The 24,694-nt window shown below is 57.9% G+C and carries 23 protein-coding genes; 14 read left to right on the forward strand and 9 right to left on the reverse strand.

All coding sequences use genetic code 11. The annotated features are described in order from the left end of the window. Nucleotides 1-22: 22 nt before the first annotated feature. From rlmH to LSG25_RS00085, 6 genes are all read right to left on the reverse strand, one after another. The gene (gene rlmH, locus LSG25_RS00060) at nt 23-493 is read right to left on the reverse strand and encodes a 23S rRNA (pseudouridine(1915)-N(3))-methyltransferase RlmH (RefSeq protein WP_232742702.1); all 471 of its coding nucleotides are present in this window, start codon (nt 491-493) and stop codon (nt 23-25) included. Between the two features lie 65 nt (nt 494-558). After that, complete coding sequence (rsfS, locus tag LSG25_RS00065; RefSeq protein ID WP_232742703.1) at nt 559-957, reverse strand: ribosome silencing factor; 399 nt, start codon at nt 955-957, stop codon at nt 559-561. 23 nt (nt 958-980) lie between these two features. Next, nucleotides 981-1,586: a nicotinate (nicotinamide) nucleotide adenylyltransferase gene (gene nadD, locus LSG25_RS00070; RefSeq protein WP_232742704.1), complete on the reverse strand. Its 606-nt coding sequence runs from the start codon at nt 1,584-1,586 to the stop codon at nt 981-983. After that, on the reverse strand, nt 1,577-2,485 hold the full coding sequence (hemF, locus tag LSG25_RS00075) for an oxygen-dependent coproporphyrinogen oxidase (protein ID WP_232742705.1): 909 nt from the start codon (nt 2,483-2,485) through the stop codon (nt 1,577-1,579). Before hemF ends, nadD begins: the two co-directional genes overlap by 10 nt. A 39-nt stretch (nt 2,486-2,524) precedes the next feature. Then, nucleotides 2,525-3,820 carry a phosphoribosylamine--glycine ligase gene (purD, locus tag LSG25_RS00080; RefSeq protein WP_232742706.1) on the reverse strand — a complete coding sequence of 432 codons (1,296 nt, stop codon included), beginning with the start codon at nt 3,818-3,820 and terminating at the stop codon, nt 2,525-2,527. Nucleotides 3,821-3,892: 72 nt separating this feature from the next. After that, a complete protein-coding gene (locus LSG25_RS00085; protein WP_232742707.1) occupies nt 3,893-4,624 on the reverse strand; it encodes a YebC/PmpR family DNA-binding transcriptional regulator in 732 nt (243 codons plus the stop codon). A 122-nt stretch (nt 4,625-4,746) separates the two neighbouring features. Between LSG25_RS00085 and LSG25_RS00090 the strand changes: the two genes are divergently transcribed. From LSG25_RS00090 to LSG25_RS00100, 3 genes are read left to right on the forward strand one after another with little or no spacing between them, the layout of a single operon-like run. Beyond that, nucleotides 4,747-6,258, forward strand: coding sequence for a helicase HerA-like C-terminal domain-containing protein (locus LSG25_RS00090; RefSeq protein WP_232742708.1), 1,512 nt, complete (start codon nt 4,747-4,749; stop codon nt 6,256-6,258). A gap of 2 nt (nt 6,259-6,260) precedes the next feature. Next, a complete protein-coding gene (locus tag LSG25_RS00095) occupies nt 6,261-7,214 on the forward strand; it encodes a glyoxylate/hydroxypyruvate reductase A (protein ID WP_232742709.1) in 954 nt (317 codons plus the stop codon). A gap of 54 nt (nt 7,215-7,268) precedes the next feature. Beyond that, nucleotides 7,269-8,336, forward strand: coding sequence for a tartrate dehydrogenase (locus tag LSG25_RS00100; protein ID WP_232742710.1), 1,068 nt, complete (start codon nt 7,269-7,271; stop codon nt 8,334-8,336). On the opposite strand, the gene LSG25_RS00105 is transcribed toward LSG25_RS00100, so the two are convergent. Beyond that, complete coding sequence (locus LSG25_RS00105) at nt 8,320-9,195, reverse strand: DMT family transporter (RefSeq protein WP_232742711.1); 876 nt, start codon at nt 9,193-9,195, stop codon at nt 8,320-8,322. The genes LSG25_RS00100 and LSG25_RS00105 overlap by 17 nt on opposite strands. 82 nt (nt 9,196-9,277) lie before the next feature. Here LSG25_RS00105 and LSG25_RS00110 point away from each other — a divergent pair, with 82 nt between their 5' ends. The 11 genes from LSG25_RS00110 to LSG25_RS00160 all read left to right on the forward strand — a co-directional run bounded on the left by LSG25_RS00110 (nt 9,278) and on the right by LSG25_RS00160 (nt 20,802). Further along, nucleotides 9,278-10,264, forward strand: coding sequence for a quinone oxidoreductase (locus tag LSG25_RS00110; protein ID WP_232742712.1), 987 nt, complete (start codon nt 9,278-9,280; stop codon nt 10,262-10,264). A gap of 301 nt (nt 10,265-10,565) precedes the next feature. Further along, nucleotides 10,566-11,297 carry an amino acid ABC transporter permease gene (locus LSG25_RS00115; protein ID WP_232742713.1) on the forward strand — a complete coding sequence of 244 codons (732 nt, stop codon included), beginning with the start codon at nt 10,566-10,568 and terminating at the stop codon, nt 11,295-11,297. Then, nucleotides 11,297-11,950 carry an amino acid ABC transporter permease gene (locus LSG25_RS00120; protein WP_232742714.1) on the forward strand — a complete coding sequence of 218 codons (654 nt, stop codon included), beginning with the start codon at nt 11,297-11,299 and terminating at the stop codon, nt 11,948-11,950. Before LSG25_RS00115 ends, LSG25_RS00120 begins: the two co-directional genes overlap by 1 nt. Continuing rightward, nucleotides 11,934-12,662 (forward strand): amino acid ABC transporter ATP-binding protein, encoded by a 729-nt coding sequence (locus LSG25_RS00125; protein WP_232742715.1) that lies wholly within the window; start codon nt 11,934-11,936, stop codon nt 12,660-12,662. Before LSG25_RS00120 ends, LSG25_RS00125 begins: the two co-directional genes overlap by 17 nt. Before the next feature lie 35 nt (nt 12,663-12,697). Continuing rightward, a complete protein-coding gene (locus LSG25_RS00130; protein ID WP_232742716.1) occupies nt 12,698-13,492 on the forward strand; it encodes a transporter substrate-binding domain-containing protein in 795 nt (264 codons plus the stop codon). Between the two features lie 1,219 nt (nt 13,493-14,711). Then, nucleotides 14,712-15,743 carry a TauD/TfdA family dioxygenase gene (locus tag LSG25_RS00135; protein ID WP_232742717.1) on the forward strand — a complete coding sequence of 344 codons (1,032 nt, stop codon included), beginning with the start codon at nt 14,712-14,714 and terminating at the stop codon, nt 15,741-15,743. Between the two features lie 113 nt (nt 15,744-15,856). Then, entirely contained in the window at nt 15,857-16,819 is a 963-nt protein-coding gene (locus LSG25_RS00140) for a tripartite tricarboxylate transporter substrate binding protein (protein WP_232742718.1), read from the forward strand. A gap of 54 nt (nt 16,820-16,873) precedes the next feature. Beyond that, entirely contained in the window at nt 16,874-18,001 is a 1,128-nt protein-coding gene (locus LSG25_RS00145; protein ID WP_232742719.1) for a mandelate racemase/muconate lactonizing enzyme family protein, read from the forward strand. Next, nucleotides 17,964-18,755 carry a GntR family transcriptional regulator gene (locus LSG25_RS00150; protein WP_232742720.1) on the forward strand — a complete coding sequence of 264 codons (792 nt, stop codon included), beginning with the start codon at nt 17,964-17,966 and terminating at the stop codon, nt 18,753-18,755. Before LSG25_RS00145 ends, LSG25_RS00150 begins: the two co-directional genes overlap by 38 nt. A gap of 79 nt (nt 18,756-18,834) precedes the next feature. Next, nucleotides 18,835-19,788, forward strand: coding sequence for a tripartite tricarboxylate transporter substrate binding protein (locus LSG25_RS00155; RefSeq protein ID WP_232742721.1), 954 nt, complete (start codon nt 18,835-18,837; stop codon nt 19,786-19,788). Nucleotides 19,789-19,800: 12 nt separating this feature from the next. Next, the gene (locus LSG25_RS00160; RefSeq protein ID WP_232742722.1) at nt 19,801-20,802 is read left to right on the forward strand and encodes an NAD(P)H-quinone oxidoreductase; all 1,002 of its coding nucleotides are present in this window, start codon (nt 19,801-19,803) and stop codon (nt 20,800-20,802) included. 103 nt (nt 20,803-20,905) lie between these two features. Here LSG25_RS00160 and LSG25_RS00165 read toward each other — a convergent pair whose 3' ends face one another. Both LSG25_RS00165 and pepN read right to left on the reverse strand, forming a co-directional pair. After that, entirely contained in the window at nt 20,906-21,919 is a 1,014-nt protein-coding gene (locus LSG25_RS00165; protein WP_232742723.1) for a class 1 fructose-bisphosphatase, read from the reverse strand. A 15-nt stretch (nt 21,920-21,934) separates the two neighbouring features. Further along, nucleotides 21,935-24,628 carry an aminopeptidase N gene (gene pepN / locus LSG25_RS00170; protein ID WP_232742724.1) on the reverse strand — a complete coding sequence of 898 codons (2,694 nt, stop codon included), beginning with the start codon at nt 24,626-24,628 and terminating at the stop codon, nt 21,935-21,937. Nucleotides 24,629-24,694 lie beyond the last annotated feature (66 nt).

A 24,694-nucleotide genomic window follows, 5' to 3' on the forward strand; every position in this document is an offset into this window, starting at 1 on the left:
CGCTCGAAATAGTGCTGCGCGTTCAGGCGCGGTGATAGGGATGGTGGTTCATGATAGTCCAGGCTCGATAGAGCTGCTCGGCCAGTACAACACGTACCATGGGGTGGGGAAGTGTCAGGGAGGACAGCCGCAGCAGGTCGCCGCAGCTTTTTTTCAGCTCGGCATCCAGGCCATCGGGGCCACCTACGAGAAAGGCGATATCCTGGCCGCCGGCGCGCCACTTTTCGAGTTCGGCCGAGAGCTTCATGGTGCTGAGGTCGCGGCCGTGCTCGTCAAGAGCGATACGCAGCGTATTAAGGGGCAGGGCCGCCTCGATACGCTTTGCTTCGGCCTGCATCATCTGCGCCGGGGTTTTGCCTGTCGTGCGCGATTCGGGCTTGATTTCCCTGAGTTCGAGGGCGCAATCGGCCGGCAATCGCCTGGAATAATCCTGCCAGGCGGCTTCCACCCATTGCGGCATGCGCACTCCGACGGCAATCACAAAAAGTTTCATGCCAGGCGCCTGGCCAGGTTGTGGAGATTATGTCCTGGCATGATTTGGGATCCTGTGCCGGGAGGTCAGTCCGCGTCGAAGTCGTACGACGCGCCAACGCTGCCGGGTTGCGTGGACTGCGGCAGGAGTTTGATGCGCACGGGTTTGCCGCCCCAGATCTCTTCGAGGTTGTAATACTGGCGTATCGAAGGCTGCATGCAATGCACGACAATATCGCCCAAGTCTACCAGTACCCATTCTCCGGTGTCCTCGCCTTCGTAGGCGATAACCGGAATTTTGAGTTCGCGGGCGCGATCGGCCACGCTCGATGCCAGAGCCCGGGTTTGCCGGTTCGAGGTCCCGCTGGCGATGACCACCCGGTCGAACAAGCTGGTAACGTGGGTGGTATTGAAGATTTTGATATCTTGCGCCTTGACGTCTTCGAGAGCGTCTATGACGATGCGTTGCAGTTTTTGTATGTCCATAACCTGAACTATAACGTGAGACGCTATGAAAGAGGGGGATGATAGAGCTTGTGTCGCTGAATATAGTGCGCGACTGCAACATCGAGCAATTCCCGCACCGGCAGGCCGGCGGCCAGGCGCCGGCGTACGTCCGACGCCGATATGGGCATGGGTTCGAAGGGTAGTTCGACGATGCGCCGGCCCAGAGTGTCCAGATGCCGGGCAAGCTCCGGCGGGACACTGACGGACGTGCCTGGGCGCTGAGCGACCACCAGGTAAACCAGCCTTGCGATCTCTTCCCATTCGTGCCATGAGCAAAAATTGCTGAGTTGATCGGCTCCCAGTATCCAGTAATAGTCTGCGCCCGCCGGAAGTTGCCTGAGGGTGTCGATGGTATAGGTTTTTCCGCCGCGCTCGATTTCCGCGGGATTGACGCATAAACGAGGGTGGCCTGCGATGGCGAGTTCGACAAGGGCCAGGCGTTGCTGCGGGGTGGCTTGCAGCGGTGCGCGTTGCCAGGGATCGGCAGCGGGGATGAGCTGCAACTGATCAAGCCGCAGGGCCTGGCAGGCCGCTTCCGCAAGAGCGATATGCGCCAGATGAATGGGGTCGAAACTTCCGCCCAGCAAGCCGATTTTTTTCAGAGCCATTCGCGTGGTTTTAAATAATCCTGCAGTGCCGCTTCGGGAGTGCCTTCCTGGGGGGTCCAGTTATAGCGCCAGGTGGCTAGCGGCGGCATGGAAAGCAGAATGGATTCGGTGCGGCCTCCCGATTGCAGGCCGAACAGGGTTCCCCGGTCGAATACCAGGTTGAATTCGACATAGCGGCCGCGACGGTAGGCCTGGAACTCACGTTGCCGTTCGCCATATTCGATATGGCGCCGTTTTTCGACAATAGGCATGTAGGCGGCCAGGAAGCTGTCGCCAACCGAGCGCGTCAGGGCAAAGCTTTTTTCAAAGCCCAGGGCGTTCAGATCGTCGAAAAACAGGCCGCCTATGCCGCGGGTTTCGTTGCGGTGCTTCAGATAGAAGTAGTCGTCGCACCATTTTTTGTAGGCGGGATATTTGTCTGTGCCGAACGGGGCCACGGCGGCATGGCAGGTTTGATGAAAATGCCGGGCATCTTCATCGAAGGCGTAGTAAGGGGTCAAATCCAGGCCGCCGCCAAACCAGAAGGCGTCGTCGGCATTGCTGTCTTTGGGGGCCGGCGCAACGAACAATCGGACGTTCATATGGACAGTCGGAATATAAGGATTACGCGGATGCAAAACCATGGAAACCCCCATGGCTTCCCAGGGACGGCCTGCCAGATCGCTTCGATGTGCGCTGGCGGAAGGCGGCAGGGTGTTTCCCTTGACGTGGCTGAACAGGACCCCGGCGCGTTCAAACAGAGGGCCGCCTTCGAGCAGCCGCGAAATGCCGCCCCCTCCTTCGTTGCGGACCCAGCGATCAGCCTGGAAGGCTGTGCCGTCCGCCTGTTCCAGGGCCGCTACGATGCGGGCCTGCAGATCGAGAAAATAATCATAGGCGGATGAAATGGGCACAACCATGGCAACTTCCTTGAGTACTCCTGCTTTTGCAGGTAAAAATTACGACGGGGCTTCCCCGTGAGGCAAGGCCCGCCAACCGATATCGGTACGGTATTGCTGACCGTCAAAATGAGTTTTTTGTATTGCCGCGTAGGCGGCGGCCTGGGCCCGCTTGACCGAGTCGCCGAGCGCCGTCACGCACAAGACGCGTCCGCCGGAGGTTTTGATGACCCCGTCTTCCAGCTGGGTGCCGGCATGAAATACCATGCACTCCTCGGTGTCGTCCGGCAGTTGCGTCAGGGCATCGCCCGTGCGCGGCGTGCCGGGATAATTATGAGCCGCCAGGACTACGCCCAGCGCCGTGCGGCGGTCCCAGACAATGCTGGCCTGGTCCAGTTTGCCGATTACAGCCTTTTCGAACACATCGAGCAGATCGCTTTTGATGCGCATCATGATGGGCTGGGTTTCGGGGTCGCCCATGCGGCAATTGAACTCCAGCACCTTGAGAGGGCGGCTGGCATCGGAGCCCTCGCCGATCATGAGGCCGGCATACAGGAACCCTGTGAACGGTATGCCGTCCTTGGCCATGCCTTGAATGGAGGGGAGGATGACTTCGCGCATGATGCGGTTGTGCAGCGCGGGGGTGACGATAGGGGCGGGGGAATAGGCTCCCATGCCGCCCGTATTCGGCCCCTGGTCGTGGTCTTTCAGGCGCTTATGGTCCTGGCTGGTTGCCAGCGCAAGCACATTGCTGCCGTCGCACATGACAATAAAGCTCGCTTCTTCGCCAAGCAGGCATTCTTCAATGACCACGCGCGCGCCCGCGGCGCCAAACGAGCCGTCGCCCAGCATCATGTCGACGGCCTGGTGCGCTTCGGCCACGGTAGTGGCGACAATGACCCCCTTGCCTGCGGCCAGGCCATCGGCCTTGACGACGATGGGCGCTCCTTGGGCATCGATATAAGCCTTGGCCGGAGCCGGGTCGGTAAAGGTTTGATAGGCCGCGGTCGGGATACGGTGACGCACCATGAAGGCTTTGGCGTAGTCCTTGGAGCTTTCCAATTGCGCCGCGGCTTGCGTGGGACCGAAAATTTTCAGGCCCTGGGCGCGAAAAGCATCGACGACGCCGGCCGCCAGCGGCGCTTCGGGGCCGACTACCGTCAGGGCTATGCCTTCTTGCTTGGCAAAGGCGACGAGTTCGTCGATTTGTGTCAATGCAAGGTTCTGCAGGCGATTGCTTCGGGCCGTACCGCCATTGCCTGGCGCTACATACACTTTATGTACGCGGGGCGACTGCGCCAAGCGCCAGGCCAGGGCATGTTCGCGGCCACCGCTGCCTATTACGAGAAGTTTCATGGTTTTGGGGTGTTGTTGTGTTTGCTGTAGGACAAAGTCAAAAGGCTTGATCTGGATCAAGGTGGGGCAGCGTCAGTCCGATTCGTCGAGAATTGCGGTGGTATAGACTTCCTGGACGTCGTCCAGCCCTTCCAGAACATCGAGCAGTTTTTGCATTTTGATGGAGTCTTCGCCGTCCAGCTCGGTTTCGCTCAGCGCTTTCATGATAATGCCGTGAACTTCCGGCACAAGCCCGGCGGATTCGAAAGCGCTCTTGACTGCCGCATAGTCGCCGACCGGGCAAATGACTTCGATGACCCCTTCGTCATCGGTCTGGATGTCTTCGGCACCGGCTTCGAGCGCTGCTTCCATGACCTGGTCCTCGGAGGTGCCGGGAGCGAAGAGGAATTGCCCGCAATGCTTGAACATGAAGGCAACCGAACCTTCCTGGCCCAGATTGCCGCCATGTTTCGAAAAAGCATGGCGCACTTCGGCCACGGTGCGAATGCGGTTGTCGGTCATGCAGTCGACAATGACCGCGGCTCCGCCCACCCCATAGCCTTCGTAACGGATCTCTTCGTAGTTGGCTCCGTCGGCGCCACCGGCGCCCCGCATGATGGCGCGCTGTATGTTTTCCTTGGGCATATTGGCCGCCGTCGCCTTATCCCAGGCCATGCGCAGCCGCGGGTTGGCATCGGCATCGGCACCGCCGGCACGTGCGGCAACCGTGACTTCACGGATGATTTTTGTCCAGAGTTTGCCTCGTTTGGCATCTTGGCGACCCTTGCGGTGCTGGATGTTCGCCCATTTACTGTGTCCGGCCATGGAGTATCTTCGTTTTTAAAAGGAAAACAATTTTACCGCGTGCCGGGCTTTGCCGCGTGCACTGGCCGGTTCGTCCCATTACACTTGGGTTTGTGCTCGATGCTTGAATAGAAAGGAAAAAAATGGCGGATCCCATTCTCATTGCAAAAAATGCCCATATCGAACTCTCCCTGCTTCCCGAGCTGGCCAATCGGCACGGGTGCATTACGGGTGCGACAGGTACCGGCAAGACGGTCACGCTGCAAGTCCTGGCCGAGGCATTTTCCCGCATGGGGACGCCGGTTTTCATGGCCGACATCAAGGGCGATCTCAGCGGAATCTCCCAGTCGGGCGCAAACACTCCAAAACTGCAGGAACGACTTCAGAAGCTGGGCTTGCCCGAGCCGGCCTGGGGGGGCTGCCCGACCGTATTCTGGGACGTGCTGGGCCAGCAGGGACATCCGATCCGAGCCACGATTTCCGATATGGGGCCTTTGTTGCTGGCCCGCATGCTGGAACTCAATGAAACCCAGGAAGGGGTGTTGAGCCTGGTGTTCAAAGTGGCCGACGACGAAGGGCAGTTGATACTCGATATGAAAGATTTGCGGGCCATGTTGCAAAATGTGGCCGATCGGGCAGGGGAGCTCAAAACGCGTTATGGCAATGTGTCGGCGGCATCGATTGGCACGATTCAGCGCGGTTTGCTGCAATTGGAATCGCAAGGGGCCGATCAGTTCTTCGGCGAGCCCATGCTCGATGTGTTCGACCTGATCCGCGTCAATGAAAAAGGCCAGGGTGTCGTCAATGTGCTGGCGGCCGACAAACTCATGCAGGCGCCGCGTCTGTATGCTGTGTTTTTACTGTGGATGCTGGCTGATCTGTACGAAAAATTGCCGGAGATAGGCGATCCGGAAAAGCCCAAGTTCGTTTTCTTCTTCGATGAAGCGCACCTGCTGTTCAACGATGCGCCCAAGGCCTTGCTCGAAAAAATCGAGCAGGTCGTGCGCCTGGTGCGATCCAAGGGCGTGGGCATTTATTTTGTGACGCAAAATCCCCTCGATATTCCGGATACCGTTCTGGGACAGTTGGGAAACCGGGTGCAGCATGCTTTGCGAGCCTTTACCCCGCGCGATCAGAAAGCGGTCAAGACAGCGGCCCAGACCATGCGTGTCAACCCGGATCTCGATATCGAAACCGCGATTACCGAGCTGGGCGTGGGTGAAGCGCTGGTGTCGATGCTGGATGCCAAGGGGCGGCCTTGCGTGACGCAGCGTGCCTGGATGCTGGCCCCGGGCAGCCGGATTGGCCCGGCTACCGATGCCGAGCGCCAGGCGGTACGGGCTTCATCCTTGCTGGGTGGCAAGTACGAGCAGGCTATCGATCGTGAATCGGCCTACGAGGTTTTGCAGAAGCGTGTCGAAGGCGGCTCGGCGCCTGGCGGTGACGCCGCAGGCGCGCCCGCGTCCGGTGCACGGCAGGGCCAGGCCGGCACGGGAGGACTGCTGGGAACCGTCAACGACTTTCTTTTCGGCTCCACCGGGCCACGCGGCGGCCGTCGCGAAGGGGTGGTGCAGTCTGTGGTCAAAAGTGTGGCGCGCCAGACGGCAAGCAGCCTGGTTCGCGGCGTACTGGGTTCTCTGATAGGGCGCCGCTAGACATGAGCGTACAGAAAATCAAGGCACGAATCATCGTCGCGGCAAACACTGATCGCGGTACACACGTATGGTGCCAGGCCTTCGAGCAAGCCTTGCCCGGCGCCCGGCTCATCCCCTGGAATGAGGCCGATGAGGACAGCCGCGCGGATTATGCGCTTGTCTGGAAGCCTCCGGGCGCGCTGTTCCGCCGCGAGACTCGCCTCAAGGCGGTGTTCAATCTGGGGGCCGGGGTCGATGGCCTGCTGAGCCTGCCCGATCTTCCCGTGGGCTTGCCGGTTGTGCGCCTGGAAGATGCCGGCATGACCGAGCAAATGGTCGAATATGTTGTGCACGGGTTATTGCGGGTTTCTCGTGAGTTTGCAGCTTATGAGACGCAGCAGCGGGCTCTGGCCTGGAAGCCATTGCGGCCTGTCGAGCGCGAGCAGTGGCCGGTTGGCGTCATGGGCCTGGGAGCGATCGGCTTGAGCGTGGCGCAAGCGATTGCCCGGCTGGGCTATCCCGTGGCCGGGTGGGCTCGCAGCCATCGGGATATCGCCGGTATCAGTGTCTTTGCCGGCCTTGCCCAGTTGCCCGCGTTTTTGGCACGCACTCGTGTGCTGGTTAATGTCTTACCGCTTACCGGCGACACCGAAAACATCCTGAATCGGCAAAACCTTGAACGCCTTCGGGCCCCCGCTTATTTGATCAACGTGGCTCGCGGCTCTCATCTGGTCGAGCAAGACTTGCTCGATCTGCTGGACTCGGGGCACATGCAGGGCGCCTTGCTCGATGTGTTTCGAGTCGAACCGCTGCCTGCCGACCACCCATTCTGGCGGCATGAAAAGGTAACGGTGACCCCGCATATTGCCGCGATTACCTTGCGCGAACATACCGTGGAGCAGATCGTCAATAAAATACATAGCCTGGAACAGGGCTTGCCGGTTTCTGGACTGGTGTCCAGGGATCATGGCTATTAATAAAATGGTTCCGTATCAATCTATTGTTTCGTCATACTTGAAAAAGGGAAAACAGTGTCCAGAACTCACAAAATAGCCGTTATCGCCGGTGACGGCATAGGCAAGGAAGTCATGCCCGAAGGCATCCGCGCAATGGAGGCCGCAGCCGATCGCTACGGCATCCGGTTCGACTGGGACAGACTCGATTGGAGTTGCGATCATTATGCCAAGCACGGCCGCATGATGCCTGAAGACTGGAAGGAGCGGATTGGCGGCCATGAAGCCATCTTTTTTGGCGCCATAGGCTGGCCGGCCACCGTGCCCGATCATATTGCCCTATGGGACTCGCTGTTCAAGTTCCGGCGCGAGTTCGATCAGTATATTAATTTGCGGCCCGTGCGCCTCATGCCGGGCGTCAAATCGCCCCTGGCCGATCGCAAGCCCGGCGATATCGACTTCTACATTGTGCGCGAGAACACCGAAGGCGAGTACTCGAACAGCGGCGGACGCCTGTTCGAAGGCACTTCCCGCGAAGTGGTGATTCAGGAAAGTGTATTTACCCGAGTGGGGGCCGAACGCGTCCTGAAGTTTGCCTTTGAACTGGCTAAAAAACGAAATAAACACGTTACGGCCGCCACCAAGTCCAACGGCATTTCGATTTCCATGCCCTGGTGGGATGAACGTGTCGCCGAGATGGCGGGGCATTATCCGGATGTGCGCTGGGACAAATATCATATTGATATCCTGTGCGCTCATTTTGTCCAGCACCCGGACTGGTTCGACGTGGTGGTGGCGTCCAATTTGTTTGGCGATATTCTGTCCGACCTGGGGCCGGCCTGCACGGGCACCATAGGCATAGCGCCTTCGGCCAATCTCAATCCCGAGCGTCTGTTTCCGTCCTTGTTCGAGCCAGTGCATGGTTCGGCGCCCGATATCGCCGGCAAGGGGCTTGCCAATCCGATAGGGCAAATCTGGAGCGGGGCGCTCATGCTCGATTTCCTGGGCTACCCCGAGGCGTCGCAATCCGTGGTGAAGGCCATCGAAACCGTGCTGGAGCAAGGGCCGCGCACGCCTGACATGAAGGGCAAGGCAAGCACCAGCGAAGTCGGCAAGGCCGTGGCTGAACTTATTGCGCAAGCCTAGCTTTTTTACCCGTTTGCCGCAGCCCCGACCAGACGATGGCGCCTATCATGAGGGCGCCGCCGAAGAGCGCGCGCACGGACGGGTATTGTGCGAACAGCACGGCGGCAAAAAAAATGGCATAAATGGGTTCAAGAGCGATGACGATACCGGCGCTGCGTGCGTTCAGGATCGTCAGGCTCGATACCAGCAAATAATGCGATAAGGCCGTGCAAAACACCCCCAGCAGCGCAATCCACAGCCAGTTGATGGCTGGGAGGTGGAGAAATTCGCCAAAGGCAAATGGCAAGGTGAGTGCGGCGACCACCAGATTTTCCCAGCAGGCGACTTGCTGGGCTGGAATATGTGCGGCGGCGCGGCGATTGATCAGTGTGAACAAGGCGAAAGCCAGGCCCGATACAAGCGCCCAGGCCAGGCCGATGGTGGCCTGGTTCCGGAAGTCGAACGAGGGCGTCACCAGGAGCAGTCCGAGTGTCACGAGCAGCACAATGGTCCATTCGCTCAAACTGACTTTTTCATGAAAGAAAAAGCGCTCGCTCAGCGTAATGAACGCCGGGAAGCTGGCGAATCCCAAGGTGGCGATGGCAACGCCTCCCACCTTTACCGCTATGAAAAAAGTAATCCAGTGGATGGCGAGCAGGCTGCCTGCCGCCAGCAATACGCCGAATTGCCTGGACTTCAAGCCCTGGGAGACGGAACCGCCCTGGACGCGCATGAATACAAACAGGGCCAGAACGGCAAAGCCGGCGCGGCCCGCCGTAATGAGGATGGCGCTGGCTTTGATGAGTTCCCCGAATATGCCGGTCAGGCCAAATAAAACGGCTGCGATATGAATCGAAAAAAGAGCGTGCCTACGATTCATATTTATAAGTATTTATATGCAATCTGGAATTAAACTACAGGAACTCGATTTGCCAGCAAAGTCTAGACACAAGGAGTCTGTTTTGGAAAACCAAGTCAAAGCAATACGCATTGAGGAGCATGGCGGCCCTGAAGTGCTGAAATTAGTTTCAGTTGTACTGCCCGCACCGCAAAAAAACGAAGTCACCATACGTCAAAAGGCGGTAGGGCTGAATTTCGTCGATATCTATTTTAGATCAGGTTTGTATCCGCATCCCTTGCCCCATGGTCTGGGTGCCGAAGCCGCGGGCATCGTCGAGGCGGTGGGAGCGGAGGTAAAGCACCTCAAGGCGGGCGATCGGGTGGCGTATGGCCAAAGCCCTCTGGGCGCTTATGCCGAAGCGCGCAACGTGCCGGCTCATCAGGTGGTCAAGCTTCCCAAAGGCATAAGCTTCGACGACGCGGCCGCGCTGATGTTGAAAGGCCTGACCGTGCAATACCTGTTCCGGCAGACATACCGCCTGCAGGGCGGCGAAACCATACTGTTCCATGCGGCGGCCGGTGGAGTGGGGCTGATTGCCTGCCAATGGGCAAAAGCCTTGGGCGTCAAGCTGATCGGTACCGCATCCAGCCCCGAAAAAGCGGCTCTGGCCAAGGCGAATGGCGCCTGGGAAGTTATCGATTATTCCCGTGAAAATGTGGTCGAGCGCGTCCTGGAACTGACCGGCGGCAAGAAAGTCCCCGTGGTCTACGACGGCGTGGGCAAGGATACATGGCTGGCGTCGCTCGACTCCCTCCAGCCGCGCGGGCTGATGGTCAGTTTCGGGAATGCTTCGGGGCCGGTCGATGGCGTCAACCTGGGAATTCTCGCCAGTAAAGGCTCGCTGTATGTCACTCGTCCTACACTGGGAACTCATGTTCCCACGTACGAAAAATTGCAGGCGGCGGCCGACGAGCTTTTTGGCCTGGTAGGCAAAAAGAAAATCAGCGTGCGTATTGGCCAGCGCTTTGCCTTGAAGGATGCGGGCGCCGCGCAAGTCGCATTGGCGAGCCGTAAAACTACCGGCGGCACCATCCTGACGCTGGACTGACCCTTATTGCCATACCTCTTACGTGGTCGGATGACTAAGTCCGGCCACGGATGGCCTATGCGCGGCTGACCCATGACAATCATTCCAGGGCCCCCGCCGTGCCGTGCTATTTCGCGCAAATTGCTGTATACCGTGCTTTAAATTCCCTGCTGTGGCCTGGTGCACTTTCTGCGGAATCTCGCGCGGGCGCTTTATTAGGGTAATTCATGATTGGTGTTTATGATGGTTATGAATATGATGTATAACATCGTACAACATAAAACACAGATATCTCTGCAGGCTAGAGGTCTGTGCATGAAACATGCATTACACGTTCAATTTCCTCGGCTTGTTGCCGTATTGGGATTTATTCCTTAGCGGCGTCGAGCGTACGCTCGAACTCACCGTTTTCGCTACCGCTTTTGGGCTGGTCATCGGCACTTTGTGCGCCATAGGCAAGCGCAGTCATGCTGCGGTATTGCGCAACGTCTGTGGTGCCTATGTGGAAATTATCCGCAATACACCCTTTATTGTTCAGATTTTTTTATTGTATTTCGGGCTTTCCAGTATTGGGCTGCGTTTACCGGCGATGGTGGCCGCTGTGATAGCCATGGTGATCAACGTCGGCGCCTATAGCGCCGAGATCATCCGGGCCGGGATGGATGCCATTCCGCATGGGCAGATAGAAGCGGCCGAATGCCTGGGCCTGAGCCGTCCCCGCGTATATTGGCACGTGATCCTGCAGCCCGCTGCCGAAAAAATTTATCCGGCGCTGACCAGCCAATTTATTTTGATGATGCTGATGTCATCGATAGCCTCTCAGATATCGGTGGAAGAATTGACTGCGGTGGCCAACCAGATCCAGTCGGAAACTTTCCTGTCGGTTGAAACCTATATTGTCGTGGCGGCGTTCTATTTGATCCTGGCGATACTGTTGAAGCTGGGTTTCTGGCTGGCTGGCGATTTGATCTTCAAAAGAAAAAGAGCCATAAGAAATGCGCTCAGAAGACAGAGCCAGCAAGCCAAACCGCTGACTTATCAAAGGGGAGTGTAATGCTCGGTTCGTTTACCCTGGCTCATCTTTATTATCTGCTCGATGGTGTGGTCTGGACGCTGGTTTTATCTCTGCTGGCGTTTGTGCTGGGAGGTTTCGCCGGTTTCTTTGTAATGCTGGCACGCATATCCGAGCATAAATATCTGCGCTGGGCATCGCTGGTTTACGTGCAGCTTTTGCAGGGGATTCCTCTGCTGGTGATTTTATTCCTGGTTTATTACGGCCTGGGGATATTCGGCCTGGAATTGCCCGCTCTGGTGGCCGCCGGCGTGGCACTGATGTTCTATGTCAGCGCGTTTCTGGGGGAAATCTGGCGCGGCTGCGTGGAGTCTGTGGTCAAGACGCAATGGGAAGCCGCCGAGTGCCTGTCTTTCTCGCGATCCCAGACACTGTTCCTGGTAATCATTCCGCAGGCCGTACGTATTTCGCTGCCACCCACCGTGGGCTTTCTGGTTCAAGTGCTCAAGGGGACTTCCCTGGCGTCGGTTATCGGTTTTGTCGAACTGACGCGGGCTGGGCAGGTTATCAATAATTCTATATTCCAGCCTTTCCTGATTTTTGTTCTGGTCGGAATTTTCTACTTCGTGCTGTGCTACCCATTGTCGCGCTGGAGCCGTTATATGGAGAAAAAATTAAATGTCGGTAGTCGTTAAAGTCGATAACATCTTCAAGCGTTTTGGACATGTCGATGTGCTCAAGGGGGTGTCGTTCGAAGTCAATAAAGGCGAAGTGATTGCCATCATAGGGCAGAGCGGTTCCGGCAAGAGCACGGCATTGCGCTGTCTGGACCGTCTTGAAACGATTGATTCGGGTGCCATTGACCTGTGCGGCCATCAACTGAATTCGCCCGGCCTGAATCTGCACAAGCTAAGGCTGGACGTCGGGATCGTTTTCCAGAGCTATAACCTTTTCCCGCATCTCACGGTCGAGCAAAACATTATGCTGGCCCTGAAGCATGTCAAGAAGATGGATCGCAAATCGTGTGAAAAAGTGGCCGCACACGTATTGCGGAAAGTAGGCCTGAGCGAAAAAGCGCTTAATTATCCTGAGCAGCTGTCGGGCGGCCAACAACAGCGGGTGGCGATTGCCCGTTCGTTGGCGATGGAGCCGCAAGTCATGCTGTTCGACGAGGTCACATCGGCGCTCGATCCACAACTGACCGGCGAGGTTCTAAAGGTGATCGAAGATCTGGCCGCCGGTGGCATGACCATGATCCTGGTAACCCACGAAATGGAGTTTGCAAAAAAAATTGCCGATCGAATCATTTATATGAACGAAGGCAAAGTGTGGGAAACCGGGGGCAGTGAAATTCTGGCCAACCCCAGGACGGAAGAGCTGCGGCGTTTTGTCGGCAATGGCCTTTGAAAATTGATCAAAATTCCACAAACGGAGATATCAACATGAAACGAGTAAAAACAATTTTTGGTTCGCTCTTTGCCCTGACGCTGGTTTCCGCCGTCGGCCTGGCCAGTGCGGGCGAGCTTGACCAGATCAAGGCGGCGGGGAAAATCCGTATCGCTGTGGCGATGGGCGTTCCGCTGTTCAGTTATGCCGATGCCAATTTGCAGCCCGCGGGTTCGGATGTCGATACGGCCAAGCTGTTGGCCAAAGACTTGGGTGTGAAGCTCGAGCTGGTTCAGATCACCAACGCGGCGCGTATCCCGACGATTCAGACCGGAAAAGCGGACTTGGCCGTAGCTAATTTATCGGTCACCGACGAACGGAAGAAAGTCATTGATTTTTCTACGCCTTACGCGGCTCTGCAAACAATAGTTGCTGCGCCAAAAGCAGTCAGTATTCACGGTTATGCCGATTTGGCCGGCAAGGACGTAGGGGTTACTCGTGCCACGGTGAATGACAGCACCATTACGAAAATGGCCAAAGGTGCCAATATCAAGCGCTTCGAAGATGATGCCACTTTGATTACCGCCGCGGTGTCGGGCCAGGTGGGCGTGGTGTCGACCCAGGCGCCTCTGATCGGGGAAATCAACAAGAAAACCTCGGGCAAGCCCTTCGAAACGAAATTCGTGATGCAGAACTACATGCTTGGCATCGCTCTGCCTAAAAACAATCCCAAGTTAAAAGAATGGGTTGATGCCTGGGTTGTGGCGAATCTGAAAAACGGCAAATTGAATGAGATTTATAAAAAATATCACGGCGCCGATTTGCCCGAGAGCGTGACCAAGGTCAAATAATTGAGTGACGATCAAAAAATCGACCGTGATTAAAACTCGACCGTGATTAAAACTCGACCGCGTTAAATAATTGGATTACGTCGATATTTCGTAAATAGCGTCTGGGAAATTCCCAGACGCTAACGTAGCGGCGAGTCTGGTGCCCGACCTGGTTTTTTAACTGCCCAACTTTTGTTTAGTGTATTTTTGGGTCGAGTTGTTTGCAGCATTCTGTTTGTGGCATTCGGTGGTGGATGGGTATTGGTATTTAAAGACGCCGTCTATCGGGGCTTGGGGTCAGGCCCGGCACGGCGTGCTTGATCCGGATCTACCTCGTCCAGGCGGGCGTCGGGCGAACTCGCCCAGCCTCACGAGGCTGGGCTCAGACAGCGCCCGCCGAAAGCCCCCGCCTTCCCTACGGTAGCATCCGGCGCACGCCTTACGCCGGTCCTGACCCCAAGCCCCGATAGACGGCTCACGTAATGGCCTGCCTGGAATTGCATCACGGGATGTCCGGAATTTACGTGCTTGCCCCTACCGTTAATGGGCCTGCACCCCTAGAACCGTTAACGTGCCCGCACTCATGCCTCCATCACGTCGCCACATCTACCTCGATTGACGACTCGATGGCTTGACGACTGGATGTACTAAAAGCACCCACCGCTTCAATGTAGTCTGTGATTGGCTCAACGCCGCTTCCCCAACGTATCTCTCTATGCATTGCCTCAACGCAAGCCGCAGGGTGGGCGGTGCGGTGTAGTCCGGCGGTAGTCCAGCGCCGGGTGCTGACGAAGGGAAGGCGGGGGCCTTCGGCGGGCGCTGTCTGAGCCCGGCCTCGCGAGGCCGGGCGAGTTCGCCCGACGCCCGCCTGGACGAGGCAGACCCGGGCAGTCGGGGTGCGTAGCGCCACGACCGCTGGACGTGCCGGACTACACCGCACCGCCCACCCTGCGGCGTCTTTATAGAATTAACCGCCGCCTACACAGCCAACACAGCAACGCACCGTCCAAAGCCATCGCTCAAACCGGTACAGGCAGCTCAAATTCACACCTCAAGCCTAAAAACAGCCCAAAACAAAAGTCACTGAAACGCGTCCAGCCCCATAAACGCTAGAACCGAAAACGCCCCAATGGGCTAGCTCAGTTTTCTCGCTCGCCTTACGGGTTTCCACTTATTGTTATATTGTCGACAATAGGTAAATCTTACGTTATTCAATATAGGCTGCGGCCGAGGAGACGCTATGGAACAGCAGAAATCCGGATTTCTTTCTGGCCCGGAGGTATGGAGCGGCGCCAGTTTGCGCGGCAGCGAACAATGGATCAGTCACCTGAGCCCCGCCGAAATTGATGAAATCGATGCAGCTGTAAAGCACGTGAAAACCATGGGTGTGGAACTGACAAGCCTCACGCGCGACGATTTCCCCATGCCTTTGATGGCGCGCCGCCTCGACGCGGTGCGTAACGACCTCGAGGGCGGCAGGGGGTTCGCCCTGTTGCGCGGCTTGCCCGTCGAGCGCTACTCGCTGGAAGACAGCCGTATTCTTTTCTGGGGCTTGTCGGTTCATCTTGGAGAGCCTCAAGAACAGGATCGTGCGGGCAATCGCTTGCACAGCGTGACCAACACAGGGCTGCGAGTCGAAAAGAATAATTCGGTCCGAAGCTATCAAACAGACGATGAGCTGACCTTTCACAACGATGGCGGGGATGCCTTCATGCTGCTCTGCCTGAGGCCGGCAAAATCAGGGGGGATAAGCAAACTGGTGAGCGTCGCCCATTTATACAATGAAGTGCTGCGTCGCCGTCCCGATCTCATTGAGGTACTGCAGCAGCCCTTCCATTTCGATACGCGTGGCCAGCATCGCGGCGGCCTGAAGGTCCAGTCCGTGCCCATTTTCAATTTCTTCGCGGGGCGGCTCAGCATTCTTTATAAGAGGCGTTATTTGCGCACGGCCCAGGAATTTCCCGAGGTTCCGCGCCTGACTCCGGCGCAGCAGGACTCCATCGATCTGATTGAATCTCTCTGTATCGATCCCGAGGTGCAGCTATCGTTCTACATGCAGGCCGGCGATATCCAGTTGGCCAGCAACTACGCGGTGCTGCATGCGCGCGCCAAATACCAGGATGACGACGATCCCGCGCGGCGCCGCCATCTCCTGCGGGCCTGGCTCACACTGCCCAACGGACGCCCGCTGCCGCCTGTTTTCGCACAGACGCGCGAATTCAGCACCTCGTATGCCAGACGGCACGGCGAACCCGCTGATGCCCATGCCTGAATTAACCGCCCGATGCCGTTGAAATCGATCTATCCCGGGTTCGATGGCAACGGCGTCTCATTACCATGAATTCATCGTCCGTGTATAGGGCGAATGAAAGGGGAGATGCTTCAATGATTCAGAGACTGATTGCAGCCATCGGCTTGGCCGCCTGTATGGCATTGGCCCACGGAGCAAGCGTGTATCCCGACCGGCCGATTCGCTTGATCGTGCCCTATACGCCTGGCGGCAACACCGATCTGCTGGGCCGCATGATTGCGCAGAGGCTCGGCGAATCCACCGGCCAGACGGTAGTGGTGGAGAATCGCCCGGGGGCCGCAGGCACCATTGGAGTCGACGCGGTTGCAAAAGCCAAGCCTGATGGCTACACGATGGTGCTCGCCAGCTTTGGCAATATCCTTACCGCGGCCGCCTGGTACAAAACCCTGCCGTACGATCCGGTAGCCGACCTGGCACCTGTCGCCCTGCTCGCGACGCCGCAGACTGTCCTGGTGGCCAACCCCAAGTTGCCTTTCAATGATGTGAAAGGCCTGATCGCCTATGCCAAGGCGAATCCCGGCAAGCTGAACTATGGATCTTCAGGCAGCGGGTCGTCAAACCATCTGTTCGGAGCATTGTTCGCGTCGATGGCCCATATCGACATGACGCACGTGCCATACAAAGGCAGTGGGCCCGCGATCAATGATGTCATGGCGGGTACGATTCAGCTGTCGTTTGCGCCATTTCCATTAGTCATTGGGCAGATCGCTACGGGCAGGCTCAAGGCACTTGCGGTGACGGGCGCCACGCGCCATCCCCTGTTGCCGCATACGCCGACCGTGGCCGAAGCGGGAGTGCCTGGCTACGAGGCGCTGGGTTGGTTCGCCTTGATGGTGCCGGCCGGCACTCCCAAGCCGCTCATCGACCGGCTCAATGTCGAGGTCAATCGCATTCTCAAATTACCTGAAGTCAAGGCCAGCCTGGCGCAGGAAGGGGCCGAGCCAGTTGGCGGTACGCCCGAAGCAGCGCGCCGTTCAATCACCGAAGGGGTGAAGAAATGGGGCGGCCTGGTCAATAAACTGGGAATCACGCCTTAACGCGCCATGATGTCAGATGAGCTTTCCATCCCTGCAGTGTCTTTTGCGAGAAGTATGAACCCGCCCCTTGCCGCCGGCCCAGACCATCTTGTCATTCGCCGTATCGAAGCGATTCCCTATGTGATTCCTTTGGCGAGGCCCATTGCCTGGGCCCGCGGAATGATGACGGACGTCGACAATGTGCTGGTACGCGTCACGTTGTCGGATGGTACCCAGGGCATTGCCGATGCGCCGTCGCGGCCGACCATACTGGGCGACACGCAGAAATCGATCGTGGCCATCATCGACGACCACTTCACGCCACGGTTGATAGGGATCGACGCTTTCGATCTCGATGCGATATGGAACATACTTGGGAGCTTCGGCGGCAATCAGGTCGCGAAAGCGGCGATCGACATGGCGGTTCACGACGCGCAGGCGAAGAGTCTGGGTATAAGCTGCGCCCGATTGCTTGGCGCCATTCACCGGCCGCTGCCGGTCAGTTGGCGCCTGCGCATGGCGTCTGAAACGGACATGCTGCGCGATGCCGATGAAATGATGGGCAAATACGGTTTTCGCGCATTGAAGGTGAAAGGTTCCCACGAATACCGGAACGATATCGCCTTCCTGCGCAAGCTGCGCCGGCTGTGTGGCGATACCGTTTCTATCTCGATAGACTTCAATCAGTCCTTGACCGCGCACATGCTGCTCCAGGCGTTGCCCGCCCTGGAAGAGATCGACATAGCGCTGATCGAAGAACCGCTGGCAGCCAGGGATGCCGCGGGCAAGAGCCTGTGCGCCGGGCGTACGAGTATTCCGATCAGCGGCGACGACAGCTGCTTCAGCCCGGACGATGTGTTGCATGAGCTCAAGCTTGGCGCCATTCGCGCGGTAGTTCTCAAGGTTGCCCGCAATGGCTATCGGCAGGCGCGCGACATCGTCGCGCTGTGCAGGGGCTTTCACCTTCCGCTGCATAGCGGCAGCCAGGGCGATATGCACATCACGGCCTGTGCGGCGGCGCAATTCGCATGTTCTTATCCTTCAGAGCACGAACATGAATTCAGTACGTTTCTGGATGCTTGCGACCACATTTGCGATCGCGACCTCGTTATCAGCGAAGGGTGCCTGACACTGCCCGATGGTCCGGGCATCGGCTTGATCGTCGATGAAGCCAAGCTGGCAATTTATCGGATCGATCGCTGATGTTATTGTGCATTGCCCCTTTCAACTCTTTTACCTCCGGATCATGACGTCATATTCCGCTTCTTCCTCTTTGCCGCACGAGCGAGTGCAGCCCCAGTCCCTGGTCGATCAAATCGCCTCGCGCTTGGCCAATGATATTGTGACGGGCGTCTACAGCCCCGGCGAACGCCTCAAGGAACAGGAAATCGCGCTGCGTTTTGGCACCAGCCGGGCGCCACTTAGAGAAGCATTCCGGGTACTTGAGCGCGAAGGCCTGATTGAAATTTTTCCATGGCGCGGCGTATGCGTGATCCGGCACTCTTTGGAAGAGATCCGCGAATTGTTCGAGATTCGCGCCGATCTGTTGGCTATCTGTGTGCAGAGGATCACTGAAGACGGCTCGCCCGAGAAGATTGCGGCGGTGAGCGAGGAAATCGGCAAGCTGATTGAACTGACCGAGGCGGGGAGGGACGAGCGTGCCTACAAGCAGCAGACGGCGACCATCAGCACATTGACATCGAGTTTGGCGGGCAACCGGTATTTGCACGCGATGGTGACGGACTTTCGGCAGAAGCTGCTTTGGTACTACTGCTTCCTGGGCCAGTCGACCGTCGAACGTCGACGCGAGTCGAATCGACTATGGCAGGCGATGCTGGAGGCCATGCAGCGTGGCGATGCCTGGGCGGCAGCGAAGGCCGCCAGGCAGGTCACGCTGTCCACTGCGCAGTTCGCACTGCAGATTGCCGAGGCCGCCGAAAAACTTAAAGAAACCTAGCCGGCATCTGCTTTCACGAAAGAGTTATGGGCTTGCAATCCACAGACCGGCCTGGTCTGGACAGAACGAGGAGACAAACATGAAAATATCGAGTGCATTTGTGTTTTCAGCGGCATGCCTGGTGGTCGGTTCGGCAAACGCCGCCGATTGGCCTCGCCAGCCGATTCATATCGTGGTGCCATATCCGGCCGGTGGCGCGGTCGATATCATCATGCGTACGGTGGGCGCGAGCATCTCGAAGACATTGGCCCAGCCTGTGGTGGTGGAAAATCGCCCGGGAGCCAGTTCGAATATCGGGGCGGCAGTGGTGGCACGGGCGGCGCCTGATGGCTACACAGTGCTTGCGACCAGCCAATGGCTGACGCTTAATCCGCTCGTCGAAAAAAACCTGAGCTGGCGTGAAGAAGATCTGGCGCCGGTGGCACGACTCGCAAAATCGCCAAACTATCTGGTGACGGCATTCGATTCTCCGGCCAAGACCCTCCAGAGCTATGTGCAAATGGCGCATGAGAAACCGGGCATGTTCTATGGCAGCACGGGAGTTGGATCGACCCAGGAATTGGTCATGAGCCTGCTGACTTCCGCGACTGGAATCAGCCTGACGCCGATTCTGTACAAAGGGGCGCCGCCGATCCTCATCGATCTGATCAGTAACCGTCTGTCCATTGCCGCGGTAGCGGCGACCAACGTGGCGTCCCATACTCAGAGCAAGCAGTTGCGGCTGCTCGCCAGCAGCAGTGATATACGCTCACCCAAGCATCCAGAGGTGCCCACGCTGATGGAAATGGGCTATTCGAAGGTCGATGTTTCGTCATGGTACGGCTTGCAGGTGCCACGGAAGACTCCACCGGCAATCATTGCAAGACTCGAGCAAAGTGTGCGCGAGGCCATGTCCGATCCTACTGTCATCCATCATTTGACACAGTTGGACTCTCGGCCGGCCTACCTGGGCGCCAAGGACTTTGCTTCCTTTCTCGCCCAGGAACACACGCGCTGGGCACCCGTGGTCCAGAGTCCGACAGGTAAACAATAAGGTTGATCAAATATGGGAAACATTGAATCGATGTCTCAGGATGTCATTGCTATTGCGCGAGCGGGCGGCCCGGAGGTATTGACCATGGCGCGGCGCGACCGGCCGCAACCGGCCTCCGGCCAGGTATTGATTCGCGTGCATTCCGCTGGCATCAACCGGCATGACTGCGGCCAGCGTTCAAGGGGGCCCAATACGCATGAGTCGGACATCCCGGGTCTGGAGGTATCAGGCCATATCGAATCGGTGGGTGGCGACGTCCGCGGTATCGAAGTTGGCTCACCGGTTTGCGCCTTGGTCGACGGCGGCGGGTATGCCCAATATGCGATCGCCGATGCGGCCAATGTATTCCCGGTTCCCGCCCATCTATCCTTGCGCGAAGCGGCCAGCGTGCCCGAGGCGGCCTTCACTTCCTGGTACAACTTCTTTTCGGTTGGCGCGATGCAGCCGGATGAAACCGCGTTGATTCATGGCGGGACCAGCGGTGTGGGAGTGTTTGCGATCCAGTTGCTGCGAGCTCTGGGGCACGCGGTCTACACGACTTGCGGCAGCGATGAGAAAGTGGCGTTTGCCCGTTCGCTGGGCGCGAACGATGCGTTCAACTATCGGACGGATGACTTCGCGAAACGCATGGCCGAAGCGGGTATCGGGGTCGACGTGGTACTCGATATGTCGGGCGGGCGTTACATCGATCAAAACTTGGCGGTGCTGGCGTACGGCGGCAGGATCGTTCATTTGTCACAGGGCCCGGGCGGCCCTCTTCCGGTGCCTCTGCGAGCAGTGATGCAGAAGGAGGCGCGCATTACGGGGTCGTTGATGCGGCCGCTGGCGCCGGCCAGAAAGAGAAAGGTCGCTGAGGCGCTCAAGGAGCACGTCTGGCCCTTGCTGGGTGAGGCCATCCGACCGGTGATCAGTGAGGTCTACCCGCTTGCCGAGGCGCATAGCGCGCATCGTCGCCTGGAGCAAGGCGAAAATATCGGCAAATTGCTGCTTGCCGTCGAATCCATTGCGCAGTGAGGTACAGCAGGAGCGGGCCTTTGTGCCTGCTCTTGGCCAATTCAATGGCCACTGGCGTCTCGGGCGCCCACAAAGGGGCGCCCCCTAGAGATCGGAGAGTCTGCTATTTTGACTCGCGGTGATAGCGCTGCACGCGTTCTACCTCGGCCTTGGATCCAAGGATCACGCCTATGCGCTGATGCAGGGCTGACGGTTTGGCCTCCAGAATGCGCTCACCGCCGTCGATGGCGGCACCGCCCGCCTGTTCGATGATAAAGCTCATGGGATTGGCTTCGTACATTAGCCTGAGTTTGCCGGCCTTGCCCGACGGGCGCTGGTCGCGCGGGTACATGAATATGCCGCCGCGGGTCAGGATGCGATGCACGTCGGCCACCATCGAGGCGATCCAGCGCATGTTGTAGTCTTTGCCCAGAGGGCCGTCTTTTCCAGCCAGGCAATCGTCGATATAGCGTTTTACCGGAGCTTCCCAATGACGCATATTGGACATATTGATGGCAAATTCGGAAGTTTGCTCGGGGATGGTGATGCTTTCGCTGGTCAGTACCCATGAGCCCATTTCGCGATCCAGGGTAAAGCCGACGACACCCGTGCCGACGGTCAGCACCAGCGAACTTTGGGGGCCGTATACGGCATAGCCTGCGGCAACCTGTTCAGTGCCGGCCTGCAAGAAATCTTCTTCGTCGACCTCGCGTCCGGAAGCATGATGGGGCGCGCGCAATACCGAAAAAATAGTGCCGATCGATACATTGACGTCGATATTCGAAGAGCCATCCAGGGGATCGAACAGCAGAAGGTATTCGCCTTTGGGATAACGATTAGGAATCCGGTGGATGGTTTCCATTTCTTCGGAAGCCATGGCGGCAAGGTGCCCGCCCCATTCATTGGCTTCCAGCAGGATTTCGTTCGATAGCACATCGAGCTTTTTCTGGACTTCACCTTGAACATTTTCGGTTTCCAGGCTGCCCAATACGCCGCCCAGCGCGCCTTTGCCCACGGCGTGTCCGATGGCCTTGCAGGCTCGGGCAACGGTTTCGATCAGCAGGCGCACTTCAGCCGAGACGGCCTGTTTTTTGCGTTGTTGTTCAACCAGGTATTGCGTTAGGGTTTTGCGTTTCAAGATGGGCTCCCGAGATTAGATTTTTAAGGCTTTGGATACGATTTCGCCAACATTGCTCGACAGGGTGGCTTGCCCTTGTATATGTTCGAGCGCCTGTTTGATTGCGCTGCGGCTGGCCGGAACGAAGCGGGCCCAGTTATCGAAAGCGCGTGCCAGGCGTGCCGCGATTTCAGGGTTGATCTGGTCCAGGGCAATGACCTGCTCGGCCCAGAAGGCGTAGCCTTCCGGGGTGTGAACACCTTGCAGATTATTCATGCAAAACTGGAAAATCAGCGAGCGGGCCCGGTTGGGGTTGCGCAAGGTAAAAGCCGGATGCAACATCAGGGCACGTATGGTGTCTACCGTGGTGCTTGGAGCCGCGGCCTGCAATGCAAACCAGCGATCCACAACCAGCGGTTCCTGTTGCCACTGTTCGTAAAAATGGCTCAGGGCCTGCGAACCCGCGGGGGTATCGGAAAAGTTGACCAGGGCCGACAGGCCCCCCATGCGGTCGGTCATGTTCTTGGCGTCGTAATATTGTTTGAGCGCCAGCGTTGCCGCCTGGGGGTGGGCACCTGCCATAAGATAGGACAACGAGAGGTTTTTCAAGGCCCTTCGGCCCGCCGACAACGCATCGGGGCGATAGTCGCCGGCTGGGGTGGTGGCCTGGTGATAGGCATTTAGCCATAATGGCCCCAAGGTGGAGCCCAGTACGCTGCGCAGCTCTGTCCGCGCGGTGGTTACCGCGGCTGGATCCATAGGTGTGGTTTTTTCCAGCAGGATTTTTTCGGCTGGCAAGGTCAATGCCCATGCGCGATAGGCGGGAGTCAGCTGTGGGTCTTCCAACAGGGCGCGCCAGGTTTCGATGAAGTCGGGATGCACGGTCAGCGGCTGTTTGGCCTGGCAGGCCTGGACCATTTCCAGCAGTTGGCGGCTTGCCAATTCCTGGCCGGCTTCCCAGCGCGCAAACGGATCGGTATCGTGCTGCGCGAGCAGGGCAAGCTCGGCATTTGAACGCTGGTATTCGACAATTACCGGCGCTGAAAAATTTCGCAGCAATGAAGGGATGGGCGCTTCAGGAAGCTTATCGAAAACCCAGGTTTGCTGTTCGGCGCACAATTCAAGCAGTATTGTGTCGTGCGTGTGGCCTTGATGATGGATGGGGAGCGGCTTGCCTGCCTGGTCGAGCAAGCCCAGCGCGAATGGAATGTGCAAAGGCGGCTTGACTTGCGGCGGAGTAAGAAGCTTTTCGATGCCTACCGGATCGCAGTGCTGGCTCAGGGTAATGGAGCAGGACTGCTTTTGCTGGTCGTAGTGGAGTTCTACTTTGACGCGCGGCGTACCGGCCTGCGAATACCAGCGTCGAAATATATCGAGGTTTTTGCCAGGGTTCTGCCGGACATAGACTGATTCCATGGCATTGACGAAATCGTCGCACGTAACGGCGGCCCCGTCATGGCGCCGAAAATATTCGTCCATCCCGGCCCTGAATCCGGCTTCGCCCAGCAGCGTGTGCTGCATGCGGATGACTTCAGCGCCTTTTTCGTACACGGTAGCCGTGTAGAAATTGCCGATTTCCTGATAGCTCTCGGGGCGTATGGGATGCGCCATGGGGCCGGCATCCTCGGGAAATTGGGCGACCCTGAGCGTGCTGACGTCGTCGATGCGGTTCACGGCGCGCGCGCTCCTGGCCTCGGCGGGAGCAAGGCCCTGGGACATCATGTCGGCCGAGAATTCCTGGTCGCGAAATACAGTCAACCCTTCTTTCAGGGAAAGCTGGAACCAGTCGCGGCAGGTGACGCGATTACCGGTCCAGTTATGGAAATATTCATGCCCGATGACGGATTCGATAGCCTGGTAGCTGCTGTCGGTGGCCGTGTCCGGGTCGGCCAGCACGTAGGCGGAATTGAAAATATTCAGGCCCTTGTTTTCCATGGCGCCCATATTGAAGTCGCGCGCGGCGACCACCATGAACCGGTCGAGGTCGAGTTCCAGGCCGAAGCGCTGCTCGTCCCATTTGACCGCATGGACCAGTGAGTTGAGCGCCCACTCGGTCTTGGAATGTGAATCGAGATCGCTGTAGACCTGCAGCAGGGCCTGGCGCCCGCTGCGTGTCTGGACGGTTTGCTCTCTGCAACTGAAATGGCCGGCCACCAGGGCAAACAGGTAGCACGGCTTGGGGTGGGGGTCTTCCCAGACGGCAGTGTGCCGGTTATCGGCAAGATCGCTGGTTTCCAGCAGGTTTCCGTTGGAAAGCAGCAGGGGATACAGGGTCTTATCGGCGCATAGCGTTACCCGATAGCGCGACATGACGTCGGGGCGGTCGGGGAACCATACTATGCTTCTGAACCCTTCGGCTTCGCATTGGGTAAACAGGCTATTGCCCGACAGATACAAGCCCATCAGCGTGGAGTTTTCGGCGGGCTTGCACAGACTTACCACATCGACGACAAAAACAGCCGTCGTCGGGAACAGGGTGAGCGATTTTTCGTCAAGGCGGTATTGGTCGGGACGTAGTGCCTGGCCGTCGATGGCCACCGACTCCATCTGTATGTTTTCCCCGTTCAGGACCAGGGGCAGATTGCTTTCCGTGGCGCGTTCCAGATGCAGGCGTGCGCTCACACGGGTCTGCTCGGCATCGAGATCGAAATGCAGTTCTACATTGGGCAGGCGGTATGGATAGGCCTGATAATCGAGGCGGGCAACAGTGGAAGCAATATTGGTATGCATGGCGCAGGCCTGAAAGTATTTTCAATACGCCGTATTGTAGTGTGTGCGGGAGCCGCTGTTTTGATG

Origin of the sequence: Paralcaligenes sp. KSB-10 (genome assembly GCF_021266465.1) — a bacterium.
GTDB lineage: Bacteria > Pseudomonadota > Gammaproteobacteria > Burkholderiales > Burkholderiaceae_B.

Coding starts and splice junctions, on each gene's coding strand:
- hemF (WP_232742705.1), bottom strand. CDS start 2,485: ATGGTTGTGCCCATTTCATCCGCCTATGATTATTTTCTCGATCTGCAG.
- purD (WP_232742706.1), bottom strand. CDS start 3,820: ATGAAACTTCTCGTAATAGGCAGCGGTGGCCGCGAACATGCCCTGGCC.
- LSG25_RS00115 (WP_232742713.1), top strand. CDS start 10,566: ATGCATTACACGTTCAATTTCCTCGGCTTGTTGCCGTATTGGGATTTA.
- LSG25_RS00150 (WP_232742720.1), top strand. CDS start 17,964: ATGAAGCCAAGCTGGCAATTTATCGGATCGATCGCTGATGTTATTGTG.
- LSG25_RS00125 (WP_232742715.1), top strand. CDS start 11,934: ATGTCGGTAGTCGTTAAAGTCGATAACATCTTCAAGCGTTTTGGACAT.
- rlmH (WP_232742702.1), bottom strand. CDS start 493: ATGAAACTTTTTGTGATTGCCGTCGGAGTGCGCATGCCGCAATGGGTG.
- LSG25_RS00140 (WP_232742718.1), top strand. CDS start 15,857: ATGATTCAGAGACTGATTGCAGCCATCGGCTTGGCCGCCTGTATGGCA.
- LSG25_RS00145 (WP_232742719.1), top strand. CDS start 16,874: ATGAACCCGCCCCTTGCCGCCGGCCCAGACCATCTTGTCATTCGCCGT.
- LSG25_RS00130 (WP_232742716.1), top strand. CDS start 12,698: ATGAAACGAGTAAAAACAATTTTTGGTTCGCTCTTTGCCCTGACGCTG.
- LSG25_RS00135 (WP_232742717.1), top strand. CDS start 14,712: ATGGAACAGCAGAAATCCGGATTTCTTTCTGGCCCGGAGGTATGGAGC.
- LSG25_RS00095 (WP_232742709.1), top strand. CDS start 6,261: ATGAGCGTACAGAAAATCAAGGCACGAATCATCGTCGCGGCAAACACT.
- nadD (WP_232742704.1), bottom strand. CDS start 1,586: ATGGCTCTGAAAAAAATCGGCTTGCTGGGCGGAAGTTTCGACCCCATT.
- LSG25_RS00155 (WP_232742721.1), top strand. CDS start 18,835: ATGAAAATATCGAGTGCATTTGTGTTTTCAGCGGCATGCCTGGTGGTC.
- LSG25_RS00085 (WP_232742707.1), bottom strand. CDS start 4,624: ATGGCCGGACACAGTAAATGGGCGAACATCCAGCACCGCAAGGGTCGC.
- pepN (WP_232742724.1), bottom strand. CDS start 24,628: ATGCATACCAATATTGCTTCCACTGTTGCCCGCCTCGATTATCAGGCC.
- LSG25_RS00160 (WP_232742722.1), top strand. CDS start 19,801: ATGGGAAACATTGAATCGATGTCTCAGGATGTCATTGCTATTGCGCGA.
- rsfS (WP_232742703.1), bottom strand. CDS start 957: ATGGACATACAAAAACTGCAACGCATCGTCATAGACGCTCTCGAAGAC.
- LSG25_RS00090 (WP_232742708.1), top strand. CDS start 4,747: ATGGCGGATCCCATTCTCATTGCAAAAAATGCCCATATCGAACTCTCC.
- LSG25_RS00120 (WP_232742714.1), top strand. CDS start 11,297: ATGCTCGGTTCGTTTACCCTGGCTCATCTTTATTATCTGCTCGATGGT.
- LSG25_RS00105 (WP_232742711.1), bottom strand. CDS start 9,195: ATGAATCGTAGGCACGCTCTTTTTTCGATTCATATCGCAGCCGTTTTA.